Raw genomic sequence first — 23,957 nt, forward strand, 5'->3', positions numbered from 1 at the left:
TCTCACTAGATTACCGGAGGATGTCGTTCTTGTCAATGAATATGATTACCGTGATGCGTGGATTGCAACCCGTTGCCCAAAGTGTAAGCCAACGAGAAACAGGACACTAGCTGTGATCCATGTTCTCATGGTGAGACTCCCTTCGTTTCGTCGAATCGCCGTCGGTGGCCGCTGCCGCCTCCCGTAATTCCACTAATTCTTGTCGAATTTCACCTAAAATTTCTAACTGAAACCGTTCAATTTCCATTGTGTGCGGGACCTGATTCTGAGCCAAGTGATCAACCTTGGCATGGAGCAACCGTAATTCATGCTCCGATTTCAGATTAACATGATAGTCATTTTCAGCCATCATGCGGTCCCGATCCGCGGAGCGGTTCTGGCTCATCATGATGATGGGGGCCTGAATCGCCGCAACACAGCTTAACACTAAGTTTAAGAGAATAAAAGGATAGTTGTCAAAATTAACGCCAAACATATGTAGTCCGTTGACGATCATCCAACTAATCAAAACAAACATGAAGATAAAGATGAATCCCCAAGAGCCCCCAAAACGGGCAACATCATCGGAAACCTTCTGGCCAAATGTCAGGCTCTCGGTCAAGCTCTCGTTGACATCAATGATGTCGTAATCGTCACTCTGTAAGGCCTTGGTTAGCTTATGATTAATCTTACGCGTCTGTTTGAGGTCGGCATTGATCATGGCGTCCACGTGTTCCAAGCGATACTTCAACAGGTGATGCCCACAAATATAATCGGTGGTCCGACTCTGGGGAAACTCGCGCTTGATGCGGTTACGCAAACCGACCTCCAGTTCTGATAACTGTAAACTGGATTCCAATGAGACAGGTTGCCCATCAACGAGACAGGTCAATGATTCTTTTTCAGCCATCTAATATTGCCCCCTAATTGGCTTGAAGTGTTGTCAATAACCGCGAGAGGTCCGCCGGTAATGGACTGACAAATTCACGGGCGGTCTGATCGAACGGATCGGTAAACGTGAGCTTCTGGGCATGTAGGGCCTGTCGAGTCAGCCCGCCCAACTCAGGACCACCGTAAAGCGCATCCCCGATCAACGGATGATCCAACGCGGCAAAATGGGCCCTAATCTGATGCGTTCGCCCGGTATGAAGCTGAACGCGAACAACGGTCGCCGTGGCAAAACGCGCCGTTACCCAATACTCGGTGATGGCCCGCCGACCGTCCGGCGAGACCATTTGATTATAGCCACCGGGGTCACTAGCGAGTGGTAAATCGATGACATCATGGTCCTTATCTAAGGAACCGGCAGCCACGGCCAGGTATGACTTGTGCACCAGATGGTCGGCCTGAAGTTGACTGGCTAAACTGTTGGCCAGTCGATGCCGAGCCACCCACACCACACCACTGGTAAAACGATCCAAGCGCGTCACAATGTGTGGCCGCAGGTCCGTGCTTCCGGCGGCAACCCAGTGGCCTTTAATCCGGTTCACCAGCGTGTCCTCACGATTGGCCGGCCCAGGAACCACATTTAATCCGGCCGGCTTGTCGATAATCAGCCAGTCGCGATTCTCAAACAGCACTTGAATCGGGCCATCGCTAGCGGCAACCGTGGGATCGCTCTCTTCAGCCGGGAGGCCAATGGTCACCTGGTCCCCCACCTGGAGGTCCACCGCGGCTGTCGCTGACTGACCGTTGACGCTGATGGTTCCCGCCGTCTTTAAGTCACTGAATACCCGATGACTAATCCCTTGTTGTGTTAAGAATCGCTTTAAACTTGATACGGGTTTGGTGACCGGCCAAGTTAATTCCATTACCCAATCTCTCCTTTAATCAACGACCAGATCAACCATCCAATCGAGTTGATCATTGTGTTGGTTTAAATATTCCGGATGGGCCGTTAACTCAGGGTTAATAGCCGCGATCTTTCCGGCAAACGGAAAGCGCAGGGTCAAGGACTCCTGCTCACCGGTAATAATCATCAATGGGTCTCCGAGTAAGACACGACCGGCGGGTTTCAACCATTCAATCTTCTTGACTGGTCCCACCATTTCCCGGCCGTCATCGGCAAAGCCGATCCGGACCACATCTTCTGCGTGCGGTGTTAACCAAAGTGCATCTGCACTGGCTTCCAAACGATCAATCATCCTTGTCACCCCTTCAATTAAGTTCTGTTTATCAATCAATGACCATTTTACCATAGGCTCCGAACTCTCGGGATTTATTTTCCCCGCTCACTAACCAAAACCGTTATAATGAGACTATTAAAAGGGGGAGATTGCCATGATGAAACAAGGTTATTTAAACGGGGGACTCATACTCATCGCCGGCATTGCACTGCTAATCTTTTTAGTTGTCAAACTAATCCCAAACGTGACTCACGATAAGGATACCACGACACTACTGGTGATCTTTGCCGTGGTGGCATTGGGGATCATCGGCATGGGTAGCTGGATTTGCTGGAGCTAAACAAATTAAAACGACTCAAGTCGGACGTTTGCCTGGCTTGAGTCGTTTCGATCATATGACTTTGAACAACGGCGGGTGACCATGGTCCCCCGCTTTTTAATTAGTCCGCCTTGTTTGCCCGAATCACGGCCATAAAGGCGGCGCCATACTTGGTAAGCTTACTTAGCCCAACCCCTTTAACCGTCAGGAAGGCGTCGTCATCCGTTGGCATGATTTCACACATTGCCTTCAACGATTGATCGGAGAAAATCACAAACGGTGGCACGTGTTGTTCCTCCGCCAAATCATGCCGCACTGCCCGAAGCTCTTGGAAGAGGCCGTCATCAACCGGTGCCAAGCGTTGCACGCGCTGGGCCATCTTGCGATAGACCGTCACTTCACCCTTCAACACTTGAGCTCCCATTGCCGACACATGGAGCGTGGGATACTGACCCCCGATTGCCTGGAGATACCCCCCAGCCGTTAAGAAATCAATCAGTGTGGTCAGGGTCTTCTGACTGGTCCCCCGCATGATGCCATAGGTGGACAGCTCACTCAGGTGATTATCGCGAATTCGTTGATTGTTCGCCCCAGCCAAGACCTGGGCCACGATGCCCTTGCCAAACCGTGACCGTAACCGCACCACGCACGACAAGATCTTCTGGGCCTCTTCGGTAATGTCCTGGGCCTGTCGATGGTCTTGGCAATTGCTGCAACGACCACATGGTTCGGAGTCCTCCCCAAAGTATTTTAAAATAAATTGTTGCAGACAGTCCTGGGTATTGGCATATTGACTCATCATCTGCAGCTTCATGTACGCCTGTTGCCGGTGTTCATCATCCATTTCCGATTGATCAATGAAGAAGTGTTGTATCTGAAGGTCGGCCGCGTGGAACAGCAAAATCGCCTCGCTGGGTAAGCCATCTCGACCGGCCCGGCCAGCCTCCTGGTAGTAGGCCTCTAACGTTCCAGGCACCTGGGCGTGAATCACGAAGCGCACGTTGCTCTTATCGATTCCCATCCCAAAGGCATTGGTGGCCACCATGACCTGGATTCGATCGTACAGGAAGTCTTCCTGATTCTGTTGGCGAACCTCATCGTCGAGCCCCGCATGATAGGCCGCCGCCTTAATATGGTGACTGGTTAACAGCTTGGTCAGCCGCGTGACCTCTTTACGGGTACTGGCATAAATGATGCCGGTCTCCCCCTGATTGACCTCGAGGTAGTCGAGAATATAGCGGTCCGTGTCCTGATCCTTAACGACCGTCAAGTCGAGGTTATCCCGGGCAAAACCGGTGTTGACCTCATTTTGCGGATCGATTTGGAGTTGCTGGCAGATGTCTCGTGCCACCTGCTCCGTGGCGGTCGCGGTGAGCGCCAGCACCTGTGGATGGGTGGGGAGTTGTTCGATAGCGGTGCTCAGTGCTAGGTAGCTTGGCCGAAAGTCGTGGCCCCACTGTGAAATACAGTGTGCCTCATCGACGGCCAGCAGATCGATCGGCAACTGAGCCAGGGCCTGAATAAAACCGGCCGAGTCCAGTCGTTCCGGAGCCACGTACAACAGACGATAGTCGCCGCGGCGCAGCGCACTCAGGCGTTCTCGAATGTCCGGCCACTCAAGGGAACTGTTGATAAAGGTTGCGGGAATACCGCTATCATTCAGCGCATCCACCTGGTCCTTCATCAAGGATATCAAGGGGGACACCACCACCGTGATCCCCTCGAATAGCATAGCGGGGATCTGGTAACACAGGGATTTTCCGCCCCCGGTCGGCATGATGGCCAAACTATTGTCACCCGCCAAAACGTGTTCCAAGACGGATCGTTGCCCTGGTCGAAAATCATCAAAACCAAAATTTTTCTTCAATACTTGTTGGGCCGCCGTTAGATCCATTTTGTTTACTCCTTAATAGTCAGTGTATCCATTCTAATAGGAAAAGGTGTTCGTGACAACCGAACAGCGCCGACCACCTGCCACAAATCATTGCGGGGGATCAATGATTCCTACCGTATTAGTTCATCCTCATCGTTCTTTAATGCTATAATATTAATCAACAAAAGGAGTGATTGTATTCATGAAAAAAGCTATCAAAGGTTCATGTACCACTATCCTCGTTGGTAAGAAAGCTTCCCTCGACGGATCAACCATTATTTCCCGGAATGATGACGGTCATGAAGCCCTCGACCCAGAACAATTTGTCGTCATTAACCCCGACGATCAACCCCGCGACTATACGGCGGTTATCAGTGGCGTTAATGTTAAATTACCCGATAATCCCATGCGTTACACGTCAATTCCTAACTCTGTCTTAACCAATGGTATCTGGCCCGCCGCCGGTATCAACAGTGCCAACGTGGCCATGTCTGCCACTGAAACGATCACCACGAACCCTCGTGTCTTGGGTATCGACCCATACGTTGTCGGCGGGATTGGTGAAGAAGACCTGGTGACCCTGGTCCTCCCTTACATCCACACCGCTCGTGAAGGGGTTGAACGGATGGGGAGTCTGCTCGAAGAATTCGGGACTTACGAACCTAACGGCATTGGTTTCTCCGACAACGACGAAGTTTGGTGGTTAGAAACCATTGGTGGCCATCACTGGGCCGCCAAGCGGATTCCTGACGACGCCTACGTGGTTGCGCCTAACCGCATGAACATTGACGACTTTGACTTCAACGCCGACGACACCTTAGCTTCCGCCGACTTGGAAGACATGATTGCCAACTATCACTTGAACCCCGACTTCGACCGGGTAAATCTTCGGCACATCTTCGGGAGTGCTTCCGTTAAGGACACGGTCTACAACAACCCCCGTGCCTGGTTCGGTCAAAAGTACTTCAATCCTGAAATCGACCAAGATCCTCAAGGTCAAGACCTACCATTTATTTGCCACGCCAACCGTAAGATCTCCATTGAAGACGTTAAGTTCGTGCTGAGTTCTCACTATGAAAACACCAAGTACGACCCATACGGCCATGGCTCCGAAGACGACAAGAAACTCTTCCGGCCAATTGGGATCAACCGAAATCACGACGTGCACATCCTACAAATCCGGAACGATGTTCCCCAAGCCATCGCCGGGATTCACTGGTTGGCCTTCGGTGCCAACACCTTCAACACGGTCGTTCCTTTCTACGCCAACGTTGATGACACCCCAGCCGTTTACAAGAACGCCACGAGTACCTTCGACCTGAACAACATGTACTGGTTGAGCTGCACCACAGCCCTCTTGGGTGACACGGACTATGACCTCTATGAAGACTTCCGTAACACCTACGAACTGGAAGCCATGAGCGCCTATCGTAAGATTCAAAACGATACCGATGCCGCTATCGTCGCCGGCAAGGATGCCAATTTGGCCCAAGCCAACGAAGACCTAGCTCACGAAGCCTTCACGCGTCAAACCAAGTTACTCGGTGACATGGTCACCTTTGGTTCCGAACACATGAAACTGCGTTACAACCTGAACGACTAATTTTCCATTTAAAAAGCGCTGCGAATTTATTTTCGCAGCGCTTTTTTGGCCTAAAAATGGACGCGACCGTACCGGCCACGTCCATTCATTTTTAAATCAAATTAGTTGACCGCCTTGGCAACCGCAGCATTCACCGCTGATGCTTCTGCCTCGATCAAGGCAACTCGGGTGGCCACAACCTTCGTGTCCATTTGAATTTCCCGCGTCAAGCCGGGGGTATTGATCTTCGGTTCAAAGAAGGCCTTAAATTCGGCCAACCGCGTTGCCGTTCGGAAGACACCGGACGTCACCGTGATGTACGTGGAGAATTCCATATCACCACCAACGGTATCTTCGAGCCATTGCCAGTCGTTACGCAACCAATCCCAAGCCGCTTGTTCGCCGGCATCGTTAGCCAGAACCCCGCGGTACCAAGCCCGTAAGTCTTGTGGCTTGATGGTATCGGCGTCTTCGAACTTCTCGATCAACCGAGCAATCAATGATGGGTCGGTCGTGCTGGTTAAGGCCACCGACAAGTCGGCCTTGTAGCTGGCATCGGCGGACGTCCGGTACGCGTCCAGCAGGTGGTCAAACAGGTCGGCACTCCCGAAGTTTTGGACCTCATTACGGAGCACCAGAACCCGCGTGGCTGCCGGTAAGGCCACCAGATTGTCACGGTTAGCCGTGAACAAGTCATGAGCGGCCTGAATAGCAGCCGCATTCTTGGCGTACAGGGCAGCGTTCAACACCGTTGGCCGAGCCAACTCATCATCATTGGATTCGTCAGCCTTGGCGGTCCAGCCTAATCGGCTAACCGCGGCGGCACTCACCTTGTCGAAGAAGGCCTTCAAAGACTTTTCGTCGGCGGAGTCCGGCGTCACAAACTTCTTCAAGTTACCGGCCACGCTGTACAGTGCCGTATTCACAACGGCTGACTTGCTGTCGGAGAACCGGTCCAGTAATGGCACGATGTCGGCATAGGAAACCTGACGACCATCGGCGAGCAACCGCAGATCTTGGAGCAACTGTAATTTGGTAATTGGATCCAGGTCGTCGGCGTGATCCAAGATATCTGCTAGCAAGGTGTCATCATACTTGACGATAAAATGCGAGCTGTTCCCTTGGTTCAACCGGAAAGGTTCGCCATTGGCTTGCCGTAGGTCGGCATAGTTCCCCACCGTCAGGCTCCAGTCTTTCAACAGGGTTGGCACAGCCTCATAGTTGCTTTCCAATGGTACCTGCCATTGACGGCCAACCTGCTGACCATCCCCGATGAAGAATTGTTCTTGGGTCAACGTCAGGTTACCATCGACAACGGCTGCCGACACAACCGGATAACCGGGTTGTTCCAACCAGTCGTGCATGATGGCCCCAATGTCCATCCCGGAGGCGTCACCCAGGGCGGACCAGAGGTCGGCCCCGGTGGCATTACCATAACGGTGCGCCGTGAAGTAGGCCTTCAGGCCCTTCCGCAAGGCGTCGTCGCCGATAAGGGCCCGAACCATGACCAGCATGCGGGCACCCTTGGCGTAGACGATGGCGCTGTCGAAGACGGAGTCAATTTCTGCCGGCGTTTCCACCTGAACGTGAACGGACTGAACCCCATCCGTGGCATCCCGTTGCAGGGCCATTGGGGCCTCACCGGTCTGGAAGGCTTCCCAGATGTGCCAGTCGGGTTCTAAGGCGTCGACGGCCACGTATTCCATCATGTTGGCAAAGCTTTCATTTAACCAGAGATCATCCCACCATTTCATGGTGACAAGGTCCCCAAACCATTGGTGGGCCAGCTCATGGGTGATGACCGTGGCTACCCGCCCCTTGATATCAAAGGCGGTATTGTCTGGGTCAATCAGCAGGTAAGCTTCCCGGTAAGTGACCAGGCCCCAGTTTTCCATGGCCCCAGCGGAGAAGTCTGGCAAGGCTAACTGCCAAGAGTGTGGCAGTGGATATGGCGTCTGGTAGAAGTCTTCGTAAAATTCAATGGCCCGCTTAGCAATGTCTAGCGCGAAGTCGAGTTCGTTGGCCTTGTGCGCCTTCGTCGCGAACACCCCAACCTTGACCCCACTCTTTGTCGTGGTGATCTTGCTTTGCATGTCCCCAAAGGCTAGGGCGATAAGGTAAGTTGACATCCGCACCGTGGTATCGAAGACGTGCACGCCGTTATCGTTACGAATTTCGGGCATGTTACTGATGATGGTTTCACCCGGCTTCTCATCGAACTTGATGGCCAGGTCAAAGGTGGCCTTGGCCTCTGGTTCGTCGATACATGGGAAGGCCTGTCGAGCGGCCGTCGTTTCAAACTGCGTCCCGATCAGTTCCTTCTTCACCCCATTGACCTCATAGTAGGATGGGTAAATGCCCATCATGGAATCGGTCAGTGGCGCCGTGAAATCGATCTTCAGCGTGGTCACACCCGTCTTAGGCAACGTGATGTGAATGCCTTCGCTCTCGTCGTCAAAGGTAAACGGGACCGCTTGGTCATCGGCCGTAACGGCACTAATGGTCATGAATTTTTGGTGTACGGCAATCGCCGTCTGCTTGGCATCCCCAGTGATGGTGGACGTCCCGGAGATCAGCTTGGCTTGCCGGTTAATATCGAGGTAAACGTTGTAATGCGTTGGTTGAAATAACTCGTAAAAGTGTGTGGATTCTGCCATGATTTTCTCCTTAAATTGTTAGAATAGTTTAATTATACGACAATTAAATACCGGACGCCACGAATCCTATCGGAAGAATCTAAACAGGCCCATCAGTCGATACATCATCGACTGATGGGCCTGTTTGATGAGACTCGTTTAAAATGGTCCAGAGATGGCTTACTTAGCGCGAGTCATGAAAAGGTCTCCGCCATTTTGCCAGCCATAGTTCAGCTTCTTGCCGTGACGACTCAAGAAGTTCCAATGCGTAAAGAGCGTATGACCCGTCAACTGAGTCATGCCATGACTACTCTTGATGGACTTAATAGTATGCACCTTGTGATCGTAGCCAGATGGATCGGTGGTCAAATACCCCTGCATCTGCCACTTAACAGACTTCTTGTAAACTCTGACCTTGAACTTAGGCATCCACATAGTCTTCTTGCTGTGGTGCTTGCTGTTGTACTGTGGTTTAGACACCCAGGTTCCCCGTAGGTTCTTGGGAATGGTCTTCGAGCTCGCACTGGCTGATACCGTGAATAATGGGAGAATCAAGCCCAACACCATGAGTGACAATAAAATCTTTCTGAATTTCATAATCCCACGCTCCAAATATGTATTTTAATACATCCTCAGGATAGCACCCTCACAAAAAAACAGCCAACCTTTAATATGGTTGACTGTCAGAACATTCAATAATTTTTCCACTGCTGCAGGGTAAGGTTTACCACACACACCTAAATAGGCCATTAAGGTGTTTTGTATCGCCATGCTGACAGCCTACTTCACGTGAACGGACTTAACCGCGGTTACTCGTGAAAAATGACCATGTGAATAATAACCAACGCTGGCACTGACTTTCTTGGCCTTAGGCGCGTAAATCTTTTGACTGAAGCTATGTGACCCCTTCAGCTTGGCATAACGGGTGCCCTTGTAGGTCTTGATCTGAGCATAGTTGGCCTTTTTCCCTAACTTTACAGTCCCGCTAACTTTAATGACCTTCTTGGAAGACGTCCTTTTAGCGGTTAACTTGGTCATCGTGCTCTTAACTTTTGGCATCCCAGTGATCTTGGTTGGCCGCAGATCAATCTCAAAATATTGAATAAAGTAGTCGGAAATGTCACTAATACTGTCCGGGTCAACATTATTTTCACTAATCTGTTGATCGGCCGAATCAATTTCGTCATTAACGACGCCTTGGTAATCTGGTTCTAAGCGACCTTTGAACTGATCGTAAACCGCCAGCATTGCCTGATAATCCTGCGTAAATGCCGGTGTTACTTGGCCCTTACGACTTAATTCACTGACCGCGTGTGATGCCAAAATTTCCATAACCTGTGAAAAATAAGCTGAAATGGCATAGCCATACGCATTGACGGGATTTTTCTCCATGCGCTTAAAAAAGGCGGCGTTGAGTTGCATCTTGGCCTTAGGACTGGCCGTTTTAACCGCCTGTTTAACGCCATTTTCGTCATCCTTAAACATTTGATAACTAATTGGGGCATTCTCATTGCTGTCGGCTTGTGCTTGGGTCGTTAACATAGGAACGGTGGTGGTCACGACGCCCCCGATTAAAACACTGCTAAGTAAAATGGTTGTTGCTTTGTTTATCCAGTTAAATTTCATGGTTGGTTCCTCCTAATACGATTGCTGACATCACGTAATGACTTACCACTTGGTCGTCTTATAGTAATAAGGCTTGTGGGCAAAAGACTTGGTCGTCGAAAGCTTTAAACGGTTATGACTGAACGTCTTGATGTAATAGTGAACATGTTTGCCATGCTGGGTAACAGCCTTGATTTCATAAAGGTTCGAACTAAGCTTACGAGAAGGCACCTTCGCCATCAACAGAATGGTCAGTTTACCAGCCCGGTCTTTTGGGGTTTTGGTGTTTCGGTATTCATTAGAAACGAAATTTTTGCCAATGCCGAGTAGATTAAAATGTTTTTTAACCACTTTCGTGACATACATATTCCGAACCTTCTTGGGGGTCCCACTTTGCCACTTGTTCGCAGCCGATGCGGTCACAGGCGACCCAAGCAGGCTAACCCCGACAACGACCAAGGCAATGGCCATAACGATTGCATAAACTCTTTTTTTCATAATTTTCGTCTCCTAAAAATAATTAATCTTTAGTGTCTGAATCACCAACAAATGTCCCATCTTCGCGATAGTTAAATGAGTAATTTTCTGGCTTAAACGTCGCCAAGTACCGGCCCACGCCGATGATGGTGAAAAACAGTGCAAACACCCATAAAATCATGTGTCCAAAGGCCTTAAACATCATCTTCATGCCGGCCGCGTCGCTCTTGATGCCACTTTTGGTTTCGCCAAACGAATGCTCACGACTTTGGAAGTTGGAGTTGACCAATCGGACGGCCCGATACTGAGCCTTTCTATAATCAGCCGCCTGCATCTCAGCATAATTATCAAAGATCCCCTTAGCCTGACGACCGTGCTCCCACTCGTAAAACACTAAAAAACCGTTCGCAATCGGATAAAATATGCCGGCCTGAATACCGATGAAAATGTAATAAATGGGCATCTGTCCACCCATGAAGGCCTGCTTCCCCAAGTAAATCCATGCGATGGCCGTCACGATTGAAATCGCGTAACGCGTCACCCAGAACCGCGCGTTCAATCCGAAAAATAACTGCTTAATAATATCCCATATCTTTTGAATCATGAAACTCCTCCTCATCGATAACTGTCCACTTACTTAAATATAAGCGAAGTCATAGATTAATATACAACAAATAATCATTATTTTCCTTATTATCAGCAAAAAGAAGTCTTTTTTTCCTTGTTAAGGATATAAATACTCTATTATGATTAGTTTTTTTACCCCATGAAGGCAGATAAACCACCCCTGTAAAACGCCATTATTCAATTCCTAAGCCGGAAACAACGAGCATTCGCTTTTACCATTGAAAGCTTTGCCGAACGACCTGGCAATGCCGTTAAGCGCGAAGGCCTTCAAACTATAGGTTGTAGGCGATGGCTTCGGCTCTAAACCTAACTCTAAGCGATGACTTCACAGAAGAATCGCTAACCGGCATCCATCCCCTAGAAATAATTTCCTATTCCAAGTCCCTACCAGAGACGCAACGGGAAGAAGTCTCGGAAAGTGTCTTAAAAATTTTAAAACTAAAGATGATACTTTTGAACGATTAGATTGGCCATTTCTGCCAGCGTGTACTCACCCTCATAGGTCTGATACTCGGACACCAAATCAATCACGCCCGTCGTCAGCCGGATTTCAAAAATACGAAACCGTCTGTAATCAATGCGGTGGTCCGAACCCCGATCAATCAAAAACTTCAAATCTTGCAATAATTGCAAATTGTTCAACAGTGGATCTGCAACCTTTTCCATGCAACTTTCACCCCTAAAAAAATAAGCTAGCCTCAACCAAATTGGTTAAAGCTAGCTTAACGCGCCAAAAAAATAAAAAACAGACTTGTAAAAGTCTGAAAATTAATTGTTTAGGTACAGCTCTTAAATTTATTTATTAAATTAATTTTAACATACGTGTCAAGTCTCGGGTAAATAATTAAAAAGGACAGCCATCAGCGGATTTTTCCGTTTGTGGCTGTCCCTTTTAGGTTCCTTATCAACGGACGTTGATAATAGAGGAACGGTTTCAATTCATTTCTTTTTACGTTATTAAGCATTAAAAATGACCTTTTTATTTACAAGGTCGATCAACGCCGGCTTGGCGAGAACTTATGACCAGCCCTTATGCGGCTTGACCGTCTTCAATTGTTTAGTCGTTGCCTTATTCGTGTTGGCCTTTTTCAATGCGCTACTGCGGACCCAGCCAGTGAACCCAGCTCCGTTTTTAAACTTGTAGTACACGACTTTTTTTCCGTTTTGAGTGACATGTGACGCGTAGGTAACCCACACATACCCACCTTTGTCCTCGTAAGCACCCATCATAAAGATGGTCTTGTGCGTGATCTTACCGTTGGAATAGATATAGGATTTATTGGTCAAGACTTTATATGTATGGTCCTTGATGTTCGTGTAATACCGAAACTTGGTGTTAGCCGAAGCCGTAACGGGATTGGTCGTGGTAATAATGCCGCCAGCGACACCCAGCGTCGCAACAGTCAGGGCGATAAATTTTGTGATTTTTGACATGATAATCTCCTCCTATGAAATTAAGTACCAATTGATGGTGACCACAATCCCTCTCCCGGTTAAATGTTTAGCGAGTTGTTTATTATAGTTACCGAATATATTGTATCACAAGGAAACATTATTATACCTATATTCTTATATAAAAGGTTTTTTAATCCCTAAAACAGTTGGATGACTGTCATAAGTGATTATTAACGCCAAACTAGAATGCCAACAATATAAAAACGGATAGGCAAGAAGCGACGAACATTAGATTGACCACTTGAAAAATTACCGATAAGCATAAAAAAGACAGACGCTAGCTAATAAGTATGCTAGCATCTGTCTTTTGAAGCCCTATCCAAAATCTCTGGGTAGGAAACAATTGATTTTCAACCAAATTCGAGTCGATCTACTTGCTCTAAATGCCGTTTTATCAGCGTTCACAACTCAATTTGTCTTTGGGAATTATTCCCATTCAATTGTCGAAGGCGGCTTGCTCGTAACATCATATAAGATGCGGTTAACGTGCTTGACCTCGTTAACGATTCGCACCGAAATGTCTTGGAGCACATCCCATGGAATGTGGGCGAAGTCCGCCGTCATCCCATCAATGGACGTCACGGCCCGGATACCCACGGCATAGTCGTAGGTCCGGCCATCCCCCATAACCCCAACACTCTTGATGTTTGGTAACACGGTAAAGTATTGCCAAATATCACGGTCGAGACCAGCCTTCTTGATTTCCTCACGGAGAATCAAGTCACTGTCACGGACGATTTGTAACTTCTCGGGGGTAATTTCGCCGAGCACCCGAATCCCTAAGCCGGGACCTGGGAACGGTTGCCGCCAAACGAGATCGCTTGGCATCCCCAGCTTTTCACCCAACTCACGGGCTTCATCCTTGAAGAGTGAGCGGAGCGGTTCGATTAATTGGAAGTGCATGTCTTCTGGTAAGCCACCCACGTTATGATGCGACTTGATCGTCTGCGCGGTGTCGGTCCCACTTTCGATAACGTCCGTATACAGCGTTCCTTGCGCCAGGAAGTCGATGCCATCGAGCTTTTGGGCCTCGTCATTGAAGACTTGGATAAACTCATTCCCGATGATCTTCCGCTTCTTTTCGGGTTCGGTCACCCCGGCAAGCTTGCTCAGGAACCGGTCCTGTGCATCGACCTTCACAATGTTCAGGCCAAACTTACCTTCCAGGCTATCCATAACCTGTTTGGCTTCACCCTTCCGCAACAGGCCATGATCAACGAAGATACTGGTCAGTTGTGAGCCGATGGCCTTGTGTAACAGGACACCAACGACCGAGGAGTCAACCCCACCGGAAAGTCCGAGGAGGACACGCTTGTCGCCAACCGTCTCCCGGATTTGTTCGATTTGCAGGTCGATGAAGTCATCCATCGACCAGTTCGACTTTGCCTGACAAACGTCAAAGGCAAAGTGCTTGAGGATGTCGTTCCCGTAAACCGTGTTCCGCACCTCGGCATGGAATTGAATGCCATAGAACTTGCGGTCAACGTTTTGCATCGCAGAGATTGGGCAATTCTCACTGGTGGCGACCCGTTCGAAACCATCAGGAACGGCGGTGACCAAGTCACCATGACTCATCCAGACCGTTTGCTCCTTAGGGGTGCCCTGAAAAAGGGTTGCGTCATCACTTAAAACGGTGATATCGGCGCGGCCATACTCCCGGTTATCGGCGGATTCCACCTTACCACCAGGAAGGTAATGAGCCATCAATTGCATCCCGTAACAGATTCCGAGAATTGGGATCCCGAGTTCAAAAATTTCTGGATCCACATTAAAAGCGCTGCTGTCGTAGACACTGTTAGGACCGCCGGAGAAAATAATCCCCTTAGGACCCCATGCCTTGATTTCAGCGGCACTCATGGTGTGTGCCTTGAGTTCTGAGTAGACACCCAGGTCGCGAATGCGCCGGGTAATCAACTGGTTGTACTGACTACCAAAGTCTAAGACGATGATCTTGTCAAATTTTGACATATCAACGTTTGCCAAGCCCTTCACCCTTTCTTCATTTTAACGTTGGGTCTATCATACCGATTTCTGAAAGGCCGGTCAATCTAAATTCAACCGACCCACTTAATTTGTCACCCTAAACGATAGCGCAAATGGAGCGTCAATTGCCGGTCCAGCCGTCGTTCGTGATGAACGACAAACCCAAATTGGGCGGCCAAATTCGCCAGGTGCGTCCCGGGCCGAACATCCATCCCCATGACAGGCTGACCACTCAGCCGGGCCTGATGAATCGCATCCCCTAACAACCACTCGTCGAACCACCATTGTTGATAGGTTTTTCCGGCCGACCGGGAACGAACCGTCAACAGGTCGAGATACCATTCGTCTGGCAGCGATCGGGGCGTCACCACCGGCTGTTGCGGTGGGGTAAGCTGTAATCGTTCAAACAAGTCCGTCCACTGATTGTCCAACTCGGCTTCACGGGCGGCCGGATAGCCATACGCCACCCCCACCGCGACCCCTTGGTTCTGATAAACCCGGGCCTGTGGGTAGCCGTAGCGAAAGTCGGGCTGCCGAAATCCCACGAATAGCAACTGGGACAATTGTTCCTTACTGACGCGGCGGAGACGGCGTAATTGGCGTCGTTCCAGCTCGTGCAGGACCAACATGGCAACGGCATCCGCATCAACCAACGTGGCATCTCGCAGCATGGCCTCGCCCCCTAATACTTCCGCAAGAGTAACCGATCGATCCGATGACCAATCGTCTTGTGAATAATCATATCCGCCCGGTTACGCGTTGGCAGGATGTATTCCTCCAGGTTCTTCAGGTCAATATCTTCCCAGACCTTCTTCCCCTTGGCCATCGCCTCATCGCGATCACCGATGGCATAAGGATAGTAATAGTTCTCGGGGTCCTGAAAGGCCGTTTCCAACAGTAACTCAAACCGTTCGAGGAACCAGTCTTCGATCAGATTGGCCTCAGCATCGACATATATCGAAAAATCAGTGAAGTCGCTAACATAAATTTGTTCATTAGTCGGCAATTGTAGGGTATTAATCCCCTCGACAATCAGGATGTCCGGCGCCGTAATGGTTTCAAACTCATCGGGCACAATATCGTAAATCTTATGCGAGTACAACGGGGCCTTGATCGATGGCACGCCCGCCTTCACGTCGTTCAGAAATTGAATCAGGGCCGCCATGTCGTAACTTTCTGGGAAGCCCTTGCGACTCATTAGCTGACGTCGCTTCAGTTCATCGTTGGGATAGAGGAAACCATCGGTCGTAATCAATTGAATGTTCGAATTTTTAAAGTAGTGATTTAATAAGACTTCCAGCAGTCTAGCCGCCGTACTCTTGCCCACGGCCACACTCCCAGCGATCCCAATGATGAAGGGAACCCGGTGGGCCGGTTGTTGTAAGAAGGCTGCCTTGTCCTGTTGAAGCAAGCGATAATGATTGAATTGTAGCCGCAACAGATGGACCAATGGAATATAAATATCCTGGACATCTTGTAACGAGATGCGGTCATTAAACGCCTTAATTTGACGCAGACTCTCCTGGGTCAAGGGCAGCTTGGCATCATCGGAAAATGCCCGCCATTCGGCCCGTGTGAATGCATTGTAGTTAATGGGATCGCTCATGAAGACACCTCAACTTTAATAAAATAATTAAGTCCCATTATACCGCAAACCACCCATTGGCCGGGAAAAAAAGGTCGTTCCTCGATCATTGACCATGCAAAAAGGCAGCGACCGTAGCCGCTGCCTTCATAATTAATATCTTTTACTCGTTAATCGTGTATTCTGCTTCGGGGACGTCACTCAAGAGTGGTGATAATTCACCAACCCCAACGATACTCAGGCGATGCATGGCCCGCGAGCAAATCGTGTAGAGCAATTGACGTTCGTCTTCCGCCGCATAACGGCTGGCAGACGCCTGCCAAACGATGACGGCATCGAATTCCAATCCCTTCGCCAGGAAGGATGGCACCACGATAACGCCGGGTGCTAACCGTTGGTTCTCGGATTGAATCAGGGTCACCGCAACCCCGGCAGCCTTCAGCTCCTCGGTTAAGGCCCGACAATCTGCCAGGTCCTTGCCGATGATGGCGGTCGTCTCATCTTCCGCGTTATTCTGCTTCAGTTGGGCAATCACCCGTTCGCGAGCGGTGGCCTCGTCTGGCGCGACCGTAATCGTTGGCAATTCCCCTTCACGGGCGAACGCCGTTACGGCCTCCCCGTTCTTTAAGATATGCTTGGTAAAGTCCGTCACCTGTTGCGTGGACCGGTAGGACTGGGTCAACTGAACGACCCGCGTCTTGTCGGGGTCAAACATGGTGCTCAACTCCTGCAAGAGGGTCCGACTGTTTTCCTTAGTGAAGATCGCTTGGTTCAGGTCCCCCAACATGGTAAACCGAGCCCGCGGGAAGCTGTACTTCAGAAAGGCCAATTGAAAGGCGTTATAATCTTGGATTTCATCCATGAAGACGTAGCGCATGTCGCGTTCACCGGTCTTCCCGGTCATCTTGTCGTACAGATAGAGATACGGCGTGGTGTCCACCAACTGCATCCGGTGGTCCTTCAACTTCTCAATGCTTTCGTCGACGCTGGCATTCCAGTCGGCCGCCGAAACGTGGCTGTCCTTTAATTCCAAGCGGTTCGGCATGTCGCGCAGCATGTGAACGTATTGATTGTTAATACTCAAGAACCGAGCCCGCACAATGGCCTTACGGATCGGGTCAAAGGCCTTCATGACAATCTTACGCGCCAAGAACTGGAACTCCTTATCGGAGGACTCGAATTCTCTTGGATCGTCGCCATACAGGCTATCCAGTTCCTGTTTGCTCAGGTCCTGAATGGCTTGTTCGACCCATTTGGCCTTCATTTCACTGGAAATCCGGCGGTTCAAAATCCGAATCAGGGATTCCTTCGTGGCCTGAAGTCGATTGGCCAAGTGATAGTTACGGTTGAAGCTATAGTAGATCGACTCAATCTTTTCCTTAGGGATAAAGACATCGCCCTGGAACTTGATGTTGCGGAAAACCATGTCGCTGGCTTCCAAATGGTCGGCATAGGCCGTCACAGCATCGAAGAAGGCCAGACTTCCCTTCAAACGGTTAATCTGCTTTTGTGCCGGCGTGTTGGTTTCCCCAAAACGTTGGGCCAACGTTTCGACCTCGATCTTAGGTAACCGACGCCCAGCGTATTGATAATACGTCATTTGGACCATGTTGTGTTCCCCTAATTCGGGCAGCACTTGGTCAATATAATCATTAAATAATTGGTTAGGTGAGAACAGCATAACCTGTCCCGCGTTTAAATGGCCCCGGTAGCGATACAGGAGGTAAGCTACCCGTTGTAGAATAGCGGCCGTCTTCCCTGACCCAGCCGCCCCTTGAACGAACAGCAGATCAGACTTCGTGTCACGGATGATTTGGTTTTGTTCCTTTTGAATGGTCGTCACGATACTCTTCATCTTGGTATCGGAGTGTTCACTCAATGCCGACAGGAGCATCTGGTCGGTCACGGTCTGATCCGTATCGTAGAGCGTCACGATGGTGCCGTCCTCGATCTGGAATTGCCGTTTCAACTGAACGTCAACCGTCTGTTCGCCATCCGGCGTTTGGTAGCTCACGTTCCCCAATTCGCCATCATAGTAAATGCTGGAAATTGGTGCCCGCCAGTCATAAATCAGGAAGTGATCGGGGGTATCCGAGAATGATCCCAGCCCGATGTAGATCGTTTCTGGCTTCGACTTAGGACCCTCTTGAAAGTCAATCCGGGCAAAGTAAGCCTTCTTCTCCAGCCGTTGCAACGTACTCAGTTCGGTCGTGGCATGTTGCCAACTGTTCTGACGTTCAGCCAGCATTTGTTGTTGTTGGCGAACGGATAAGGCCGTTTCCAATAACCCCTCATAACTATCTGTTTTAATTCGCAGATCGTTAACAAAGTTCTTACGAATTCCAGCCTCATCGTCTTCAGCTGAATCAATTCGCTGCTTGGCCTCCGTCTGTGCCGTCCTAATCTTAGCAACCACAGCATCTAAATGTTCTTGTTCTTGAGCTCTAATTGAATCTGGCAAGCCAATCCCTCCTCGATTAACCGGTCAACATCCCGCTTAATGCTTGATAATTCGACTTTCAACTATACACTTACTTCCCTTATAAGGAAAGCATTCTGTTTACGTTTAACCCGGTTAGTAAGCCCCATCTTTGTTATAATAGTGATGATTTCTGAAGGGGTGACATTATGGATCAAACGTCCTTATTAATTGTCTTAACGGCCGCACTTATCACGCCACTGGCCATGGCCCGTTTCAAACTAACCGTCCTACCTACCGCCGTCGTGGAAATTCTCGTCGGGATTCTCTTGGGCCCTAGCCTGCTGAACATCGTTCACACCAACAGCACGCTATCGTTACTGTCCAATACCGGGGTTATCTTCCTGTTGTTCCTGAGTGGGATGGAAATCGACTTTAGCCTATTCAACCGTCGCAAGTGACCCCAAACACCGCTTGCCGCCAAGGTTGCTGGCCAAGCCTCGAAATATTCACCCGTCTTCCTGGCGGTATCCAGCTACGCGGCAATCATCGTCAGTTCACTGATCCTAGGCTTCCTATGTCAGTGGACCGGGAGCTTCAAGGACCCCTGGCTGGCGGCCATCATCTTCATGACCATTTCCCTAGGTATCGTCATTGCGACCCTGAAGGAAAAGGAACTGCTGAGTAAGCCCTTTGGTCAGACGGTCCTCTTGATCGCGGCATTGGGAGAAATCATCCCCCTGTTTGCCCTGACCATCTACGCCTCGGTCTTTGGTAGCGATAGCCAGTCCCTATGGTTAATCCTACTGGTCTTCGCCGCAGCGGCGGTCTTGTTCCGCCGGTTCAAGCCGTTCTTTAACTTCTTCGATCGGATCAACAAGTCCACCACGCAACTCGACATTCGCCTGGCCTTCTTCCTGATATTTAGCCTCGTCGTCATCGCCGAATCCGTGGGGGCCGAAGGGATTCTGGGGGCCTTCGTTGCCGGGATTGTGATGAAGCTTCTCCAACCCCACGAAGACACCAAGGTTCGTCTCGATGCCATCGGCTACGGCTTCTTCATCCCCATCTTCTTCATGATGAGTGGGATCGAACTGAACCTAAAGACACTGCTCGCCGATCCGGCCACACTCCTCCTGATTCCCATCTTCTTTGGCGCCTATCTAGTCTCAAAGCTAGCCGTCTTCCCAATCCTGAAGCTACGATTCAAGATCAAGAATGCCATGGCCGGGACCGCCATCTCAGCCACGACCATCACCATGGTTCTGGCCGTGTTGCAGGTTGCGAAGACCATGAAGGCCGTCACGAGTCAACAATCCGGAGCCTTTCTGTTGGCCGCCATCCTGACCTGTGTCCTCGGTCCGCTGTTGTTCAATACCAGCTACTCGGCCGAGGCGGAAGATCTCAAACGAACGACCGTCCACTTCATCGGGACCAACCTCTTCACGGTCCCCGTCGCCCAACAGTTGGCAAAGGAATGGTACGACGTCAAGATGTACACGGATAAACCCGAAAACTACAAAACCTACAATTCCGAAATTAATGTTGAACTCTTAGATTCACTAGAGGTCAGTGCCGCCGAAAAGGTCTCGGCCTTCGATGCCGATATCGTAGTCCTCGGTCACTTTAATGCCGACAAGAACTATGAATTGGCCAAGGCGGCCAAGGCCTACGGTGTTCGTCGGGTCATCGCCCGGTTCGAAGACCGTAACGTCCTAAACGAACGCGAGGACGAGTTGACCGACCTGGGAATTGAAGTCTACAACACGCCCAACGTCAATATTGCCATGTTGCGAAGCCTGGTTGAGGCCCCAACGACGCTGAGACTGCTCACTTCATCGACGTCCGTCGTGTACGAAGTGGCCCTGCGCAACCGCCGATATACCGACCAGGAGATTCGCAGTTTACCCTTCATTGCCGATATTACGATCAGTCAAATATTCCGCGCCGGGAAATTTATTCGGCCAACTGGTACCACAGTCTTAAAGATGAATGACCGCATCATTTTCACCAGCAGTCCCGAAACGGCTCGCGAAATCCGGCAGAATCTTGGCATCCTGAATTAAGACTGTTAGACTAGATCCAAATGATTCTAAAGGAGCGACTTACATGGCAACCGTCACACTTTACCTGGTCCGTCACGGCCAAACCTATTTAAACAAGTATCACCGCATCCAAGGGTGGTCCGATTCACCCCTGACCACCAAGGGTGAGGCTGACGCCGCACGGGCCGGCCAACGGCTCGCAGACATCCATTTTGCCGCGGCTTATGCCAGTGACACGGCTCGGGCCCAGAACACGGCTAAGGCCATCTTAGCGGCCAATACCACGCCCGTTACCTTGACGACCGAACCGGCCTTTCGTGAAGTTAACTTCGGTTACTTCGAGGGGTTGGACGCCGGCTTCACGTGGCATACTTTAGGCAGTCCGCTGGGTTATGATGACTTCAACACAATGATTGCCAATATGACCATCGAGAAAACCAAGGACCTGTTCCACGCACAGGACCCCTGGGGTGACGCGGAAGACAACGCCACCTTCTGGGCGCGAGTGCAACCGGGCCTCGACCATGCTGTGGCTACCGCCAAAGACGGCGACAACCTCTTGATCGCGACCCATAGCACAACCATTCGAAGCATTGTCTCCAAGTATTCCGATGTCGACGTGTCGATTCCGGTTAAGAATGGTAGCATCACCCAGTTGGTTGTCACGGACGGTCACTACAGCGTTAGCGATTACAACAACAGCGAGGGTCCCCTCGCCTAGATGAAATGACGAAAAGGCGAGTCGTTAGAAATAACGGCTCGCCTTTTTTGACGCCAATATTGGATAGATAATTTTCTTTGATTGAAGGTCAGCAACCCTAGAACCATGCAGTCATCCACCGCCTAGGCCTCCATGAGAGATATCCCTGCCCAATGAACGATACCATACGGATGATCGATACCATCGTGATTAAACTACCAACCATAGCCGGAGACCGGTAGGAAGGGGCCGGCTATGACGGCACTGTTGGTCGGTGGTCTACCGACTTACTGTGCCGGGCGAGCTTGGAGACCTGCGGGGTTGGCAGGGCTGCAAGTCGAGGTGTAAGCCCGTTCTTTGGCTGGAACCGACCCCATAGCAGGCGCCCTTCCTGGCGGCCGGAGGCGGCCAACATCAATAGAAGAGCAAACAAAAACCCGCCAGGCTCCTCACAGTGAGCTAAGCGGGTTTCGTATTTAGTCTTTGATCAATGACGCTTCATGAGCACGCTTGGTGTACATGTCGATTTCATCATCGGCCGCACGAACCCAGTGCCGTGGTGAGATTTCCACCATGTGACGGGTCTTGCCATCATTTTCTTGGCTACCGTCGTAGGCGATCTCTTGACGAGTCCGTTCGAACTCGGGATCGGGTACTGGCACTGCAGACAACAGACTCTTGGTGTAGTCATGCAGTGGATGTGCATAGATTTCATCGGAATCGGCAATTTCCAACATCCGGCCATAGTGCATAACACCAATCCGGTCAGAGATGTATTTCACCATCGAAAGGTCATGGGCGATGAACAGGTACGTTAAGCCCTGTTCTCGTTGCAGCTTCTTCATCAGGTTAACCACTTGGGCTTGAATCGACACGTCCAATGCGGAGATTGGTTCGTCAGCAATGACGAACTTAGGATCCACAGCTAACGCCCGGGCAATCCCAATCCGTTGCCGTTGTCCACCAGAGAATTCGTGGGGGTACCGACTGGAATGGTCCTTGTTCAACCCAACGGTTTCCAGCAAGTCTTCAACCTTCTTAGAACGATCGGCATCGTCCTTAGCCAAATGGTTGATATCAATGCCTTCAGCCACAATATCCTTAACCTTCATCCGTGGATTCAAGGAAGCATAGGGGTCTTGAAAGATCATTTGCATGTCTTGCCGGAATTCACGGTGATCGGCGGCACTGGTGAAAGTGTCAACATTCTTCCCATTGAATAAGATCTCACCTGCCGTTGGTTCGTAGAGGTGAATGATTGCCCGACCAGTCGTGGTCTTCCCGGAACCAGATTCACCAACCAGCCCAAACGTCTCGCCCCGGTAGATATCAAAGGAAATATCATCGACAGCCCGAACTTCATCGGGTTTGCCCACGTTGAAGTATTGCTTGAGGTGCTTTACTTCGAGGATTTTCTCGGCATTTTCATAGTCCATTATTGCTTTTCCTCCTCTTCTTCAACCGGACCCTGAGTCCGTTGCTGTGCTAACAGTTCCTTGTGCATCGTGGCGTATTGCTTTTGCCGTTCAACGATTTGTTCTGGTGGCGTCACCTTAGGTGCATCCGGATGGAGCAACCAGGTCGCGGCGTAATGCGTATCGGAAACCTTGAAGAATGGCGGCTCTTTCTCCGTATCAATCTTCAACGCATAGGCGTTCCGAGCAGCAAAGGCATCACCCTTTGGTGGGTCCAATAAGTCCGGTGGCGTCCCTGGAATCGATGGCAATTCGTCGCCACCAGTATCCAAGGTTGGCATCGAACTCAGCAAGCCCCACGTGTAGGGATGCTTAGGATTGTAGAAGATCTCGTCGACGGTCCCGTATTCCACGATTTTACCCGCGTACATAACGGCCACCCGGTCGGCCATCCCAGCAACCACCCCTAAGTCATGGGTGATGAAGATGATGGACGTCGAAATCTTATCTTGCAGTTCCTTCATCAGATTCAAGATTTGTGCTTGAATCGTCACATCCAACGCCGTCGTTGGTTCGTCGGCAATCAGAATTTCTGGGTAGTTAATCAGGGCAATGGCGATAACGATCCGTTGCCGCATCCCACCTGAGAACTGGTGAGGATAGTCGTTAATCCGATTTTCGGCATCGGTGATCCCGACCAGCTTCATCATTTCCAAGGCTTGGGCTAACGCCTTTTCCTTCTTCATCCCCTTGTGAATCATGAGGGGTTCGGCAATTTGCCGACCAATCTTCATGGTTGGGTCCAAGGAGGTCATCGGGTCTTGGAAGATTTCGGCAATATCTTGGCCCCGAATCTTTTCCATGTCGGCCTCACTCTTCTTGAGCAAGTCCTCCCCTTTATACTTAATGGTTCCACTAGCAATGTCCGCGTTATTGGCGTTTAAGCCCATGATTGTCCGTGTCGTCACTGACTTACCGGAACCAGACTCCCCAACAATGGCAAGGGTTTCACCCTTACGTAAGTCGAAGCTGACGTTCCGAATAGCCTTAACGTCACCGGCATAAGTCTTAAAGTCAACTTGTAAGTCGCGAACTTCCAAAATGTTCTTGTCGTTATCCATGACGTTTCTT

20 protein-coding genes and 1 pseudogene are annotated in these 23,957 nt (G+C 50.2%); 4 read left to right on the forward strand and 17 right to left on the reverse strand.

Annotation, left to right across the window (positions count from 1 at the left end; all coding sequences use genetic code 11):
- Window positions 1-106: 106 nt before the first annotated feature.
- From EKM96_RS02265 to EKM96_RS02275, 3 genes are read right to left on the reverse strand one after another with little or no spacing between them, the layout of a single operon-like run.
- Window positions 107-889: a DUF1003 domain-containing protein gene (locus tag EKM96_RS02265; protein WP_125639137.1), complete on the reverse strand. Its 783-nt coding sequence runs from the start codon at window positions 887-889 to the stop codon at window positions 107-109.
- A gap of 13 nt (window positions 890-902) precedes the next feature.
- Window positions 903-1,790 (reverse strand): RluA family pseudouridine synthase, encoded by an 888-nt coding sequence (locus EKM96_RS02270; RefSeq protein WP_125639139.1) that lies wholly within the window; start codon window positions 1,788-1,790, stop codon window positions 903-905.
- A gap of 15 nt (window positions 1,791-1,805) precedes the next feature.
- Window positions 1,806-2,123 carry a glycine cleavage system H protein (lipoate-binding) gene (locus tag EKM96_RS02275; protein ID WP_125639141.1) on the reverse strand — a complete coding sequence of 106 codons (318 nt, stop codon included), beginning with the start codon at window positions 2,121-2,123 and terminating at the stop codon, window positions 1,806-1,808.
- Between the two features lie 136 nt (window positions 2,124-2,259).
- Between EKM96_RS02275 and EKM96_RS02280 the strand changes: the two genes are divergently transcribed.
- A complete protein-coding gene (locus EKM96_RS02280; RefSeq protein WP_125639143.1) occupies window positions 2,260-2,445 on the forward strand; it encodes a hypothetical protein in 186 nt (61 codons plus the stop codon).
- Between the two features lie 100 nt (window positions 2,446-2,545).
- On the opposite strand, the gene recQ is transcribed toward EKM96_RS02280, so the two are convergent.
- On the reverse strand, window positions 2,546-4,318 hold the full coding sequence (gene recQ, locus EKM96_RS02285) for a DNA helicase RecQ (protein ID WP_125639144.1): 1,773 nt from the start codon (window positions 4,316-4,318) through the stop codon (window positions 2,546-2,548).
- Between the two features lie 181 nt (window positions 4,319-4,499).
- Between recQ and EKM96_RS02290 the strand changes: the two genes are divergently transcribed.
- Window positions 4,500-5,900 (forward strand): C69 family dipeptidase, encoded by a 1,401-nt coding sequence (locus tag EKM96_RS02290; protein ID WP_125639146.1) that lies wholly within the window; start codon window positions 4,500-4,502, stop codon window positions 5,898-5,900.
- Between the two features lie 101 nt (window positions 5,901-6,001).
- On the opposite strand, the gene EKM96_RS02295 is transcribed toward EKM96_RS02290, so the two are convergent.
- The 11 genes from EKM96_RS02295 to helD form a co-directional block, all read right to left on the reverse strand.
- Window positions 6,002-8,536, reverse strand: a complete 2,535-nt coding sequence (locus EKM96_RS02295) for a M1 family metallopeptidase (RefSeq protein ID WP_125639148.1) — start codon at window positions 8,534-8,536, stop codon at window positions 6,002-6,004.
- Window positions 8,537-8,695: 159 nt separating this feature from the next.
- Entirely contained in the window at window positions 8,696-9,112 is a 417-nt protein-coding gene (locus EKM96_RS02300) for a hypothetical protein (RefSeq protein ID WP_125639150.1), read from the reverse strand.
- 183 nt (window positions 9,113-9,295) lie between these two features.
- Window positions 9,296-10,141, reverse strand: a complete 846-nt coding sequence (locus EKM96_RS02305) for a hypothetical protein (protein ID WP_125639152.1) — start codon at window positions 10,139-10,141, stop codon at window positions 9,296-9,298.
- 42 nt (window positions 10,142-10,183) lie between these two features.
- Window positions 10,184-10,618, reverse strand: a complete 435-nt coding sequence (locus EKM96_RS02310) for a hypothetical protein (protein WP_125639154.1) — start codon at window positions 10,616-10,618, stop codon at window positions 10,184-10,186.
- A 22-nt stretch (window positions 10,619-10,640) separates the two neighbouring features.
- Window positions 10,641-11,201, reverse strand: coding sequence for a hypothetical protein (locus EKM96_RS02315; protein ID WP_125639155.1), 561 nt, complete (start codon window positions 11,199-11,201; stop codon window positions 10,641-10,643).
- A gap of 461 nt (window positions 11,202-11,662) precedes the next feature.
- Window positions 11,663-11,890: a hypothetical protein gene (locus EKM96_RS02320; RefSeq protein WP_125639157.1), complete on the reverse strand. Its 228-nt coding sequence runs from the start codon at window positions 11,888-11,890 to the stop codon at window positions 11,663-11,665.
- A 351-nt stretch (window positions 11,891-12,241) separates the two neighbouring features.
- Entirely contained in the window at window positions 12,242-12,658 is a 417-nt protein-coding gene (locus EKM96_RS02325) for a hypothetical protein (protein ID WP_125639159.1), read from the reverse strand.
- Window positions 12,659-13,105: 447 nt separating this feature from the next.
- Window positions 13,106-14,647, reverse strand: a complete 1,542-nt coding sequence (gene guaA / locus EKM96_RS02330) for a glutamine-hydrolyzing GMP synthase (RefSeq protein ID WP_191987335.1) — start codon at window positions 14,645-14,647, stop codon at window positions 13,106-13,108.
- 107 nt (window positions 14,648-14,754) lie between these two features.
- The gene (locus EKM96_RS02335; RefSeq protein WP_125639163.1) at window positions 14,755-15,333 is read right to left on the reverse strand and encodes a hypothetical protein; all 579 of its coding nucleotides are present in this window, start codon (window positions 15,331-15,333) and stop codon (window positions 14,755-14,757) included.
- 11 nt (window positions 15,334-15,344) lie between these two features.
- Complete coding sequence (coaA, locus tag EKM96_RS02340) at window positions 15,345-16,268, reverse strand: type I pantothenate kinase (protein ID WP_125639165.1); 924 nt, start codon at window positions 16,266-16,268, stop codon at window positions 15,345-15,347.
- Between the two features lie 142 nt (window positions 16,269-16,410).
- Entirely contained in the window at window positions 16,411-18,708 is a 2,298-nt protein-coding gene (gene helD / locus EKM96_RS02345; RefSeq protein WP_125639167.1) for an RNA polymerase recycling motor HelD, read from the reverse strand.
- 167 nt (window positions 18,709-18,875) lie between these two features.
- Here helD and EKM96_RS02350 point away from each other — a divergent pair.
- Together EKM96_RS02350 and EKM96_RS02355 are read left to right on the forward strand one after the other, a co-directional pair.
- Window positions 18,876-20,732: pseudogene (locus tag EKM96_RS02350) on the forward strand (cation:proton antiporter domain-containing protein).
- Window positions 20,733-20,775: 43 nt separating this feature from the next.
- Window positions 20,776-21,432, forward strand: a complete 657-nt coding sequence (locus tag EKM96_RS02355) for a histidine phosphatase family protein (protein ID WP_125639169.1) — start codon at window positions 20,776-20,778, stop codon at window positions 21,430-21,432.
- A 455-nt stretch (window positions 21,433-21,887) separates the two neighbouring features.
- Here EKM96_RS02355 and EKM96_RS02360 read toward each other — a convergent pair whose 3' ends face one another.
- Together EKM96_RS02360 and EKM96_RS02365 are read right to left on the reverse strand one after the other, a co-directional pair.
- Window positions 21,888-22,847 carry an ABC transporter ATP-binding protein gene (locus EKM96_RS02360; RefSeq protein ID WP_125639171.1) on the reverse strand — a complete coding sequence of 320 codons (960 nt, stop codon included), beginning with the start codon at window positions 22,845-22,847 and terminating at the stop codon, window positions 21,888-21,890.
- Entirely contained in the window at window positions 22,847-23,947 is a 1,101-nt protein-coding gene (locus tag EKM96_RS02365; RefSeq protein WP_125639173.1) for an ABC transporter ATP-binding protein, read from the reverse strand. The genes EKM96_RS02360 and EKM96_RS02365 overlap by 1 nt, the downstream gene beginning before the upstream one ends.
- Between the last annotated feature and the right edge of the window lie 10 nt (window positions 23,948-23,957).

The organism is Levilactobacillus tangyuanensis (assembly GCF_003946545.1).
In the GTDB taxonomy this organism is placed as follows: domain Bacteria; phylum Bacillota; class Bacilli; order Lactobacillales; family Lactobacillaceae; genus Levilactobacillus; species Levilactobacillus tangyuanensis.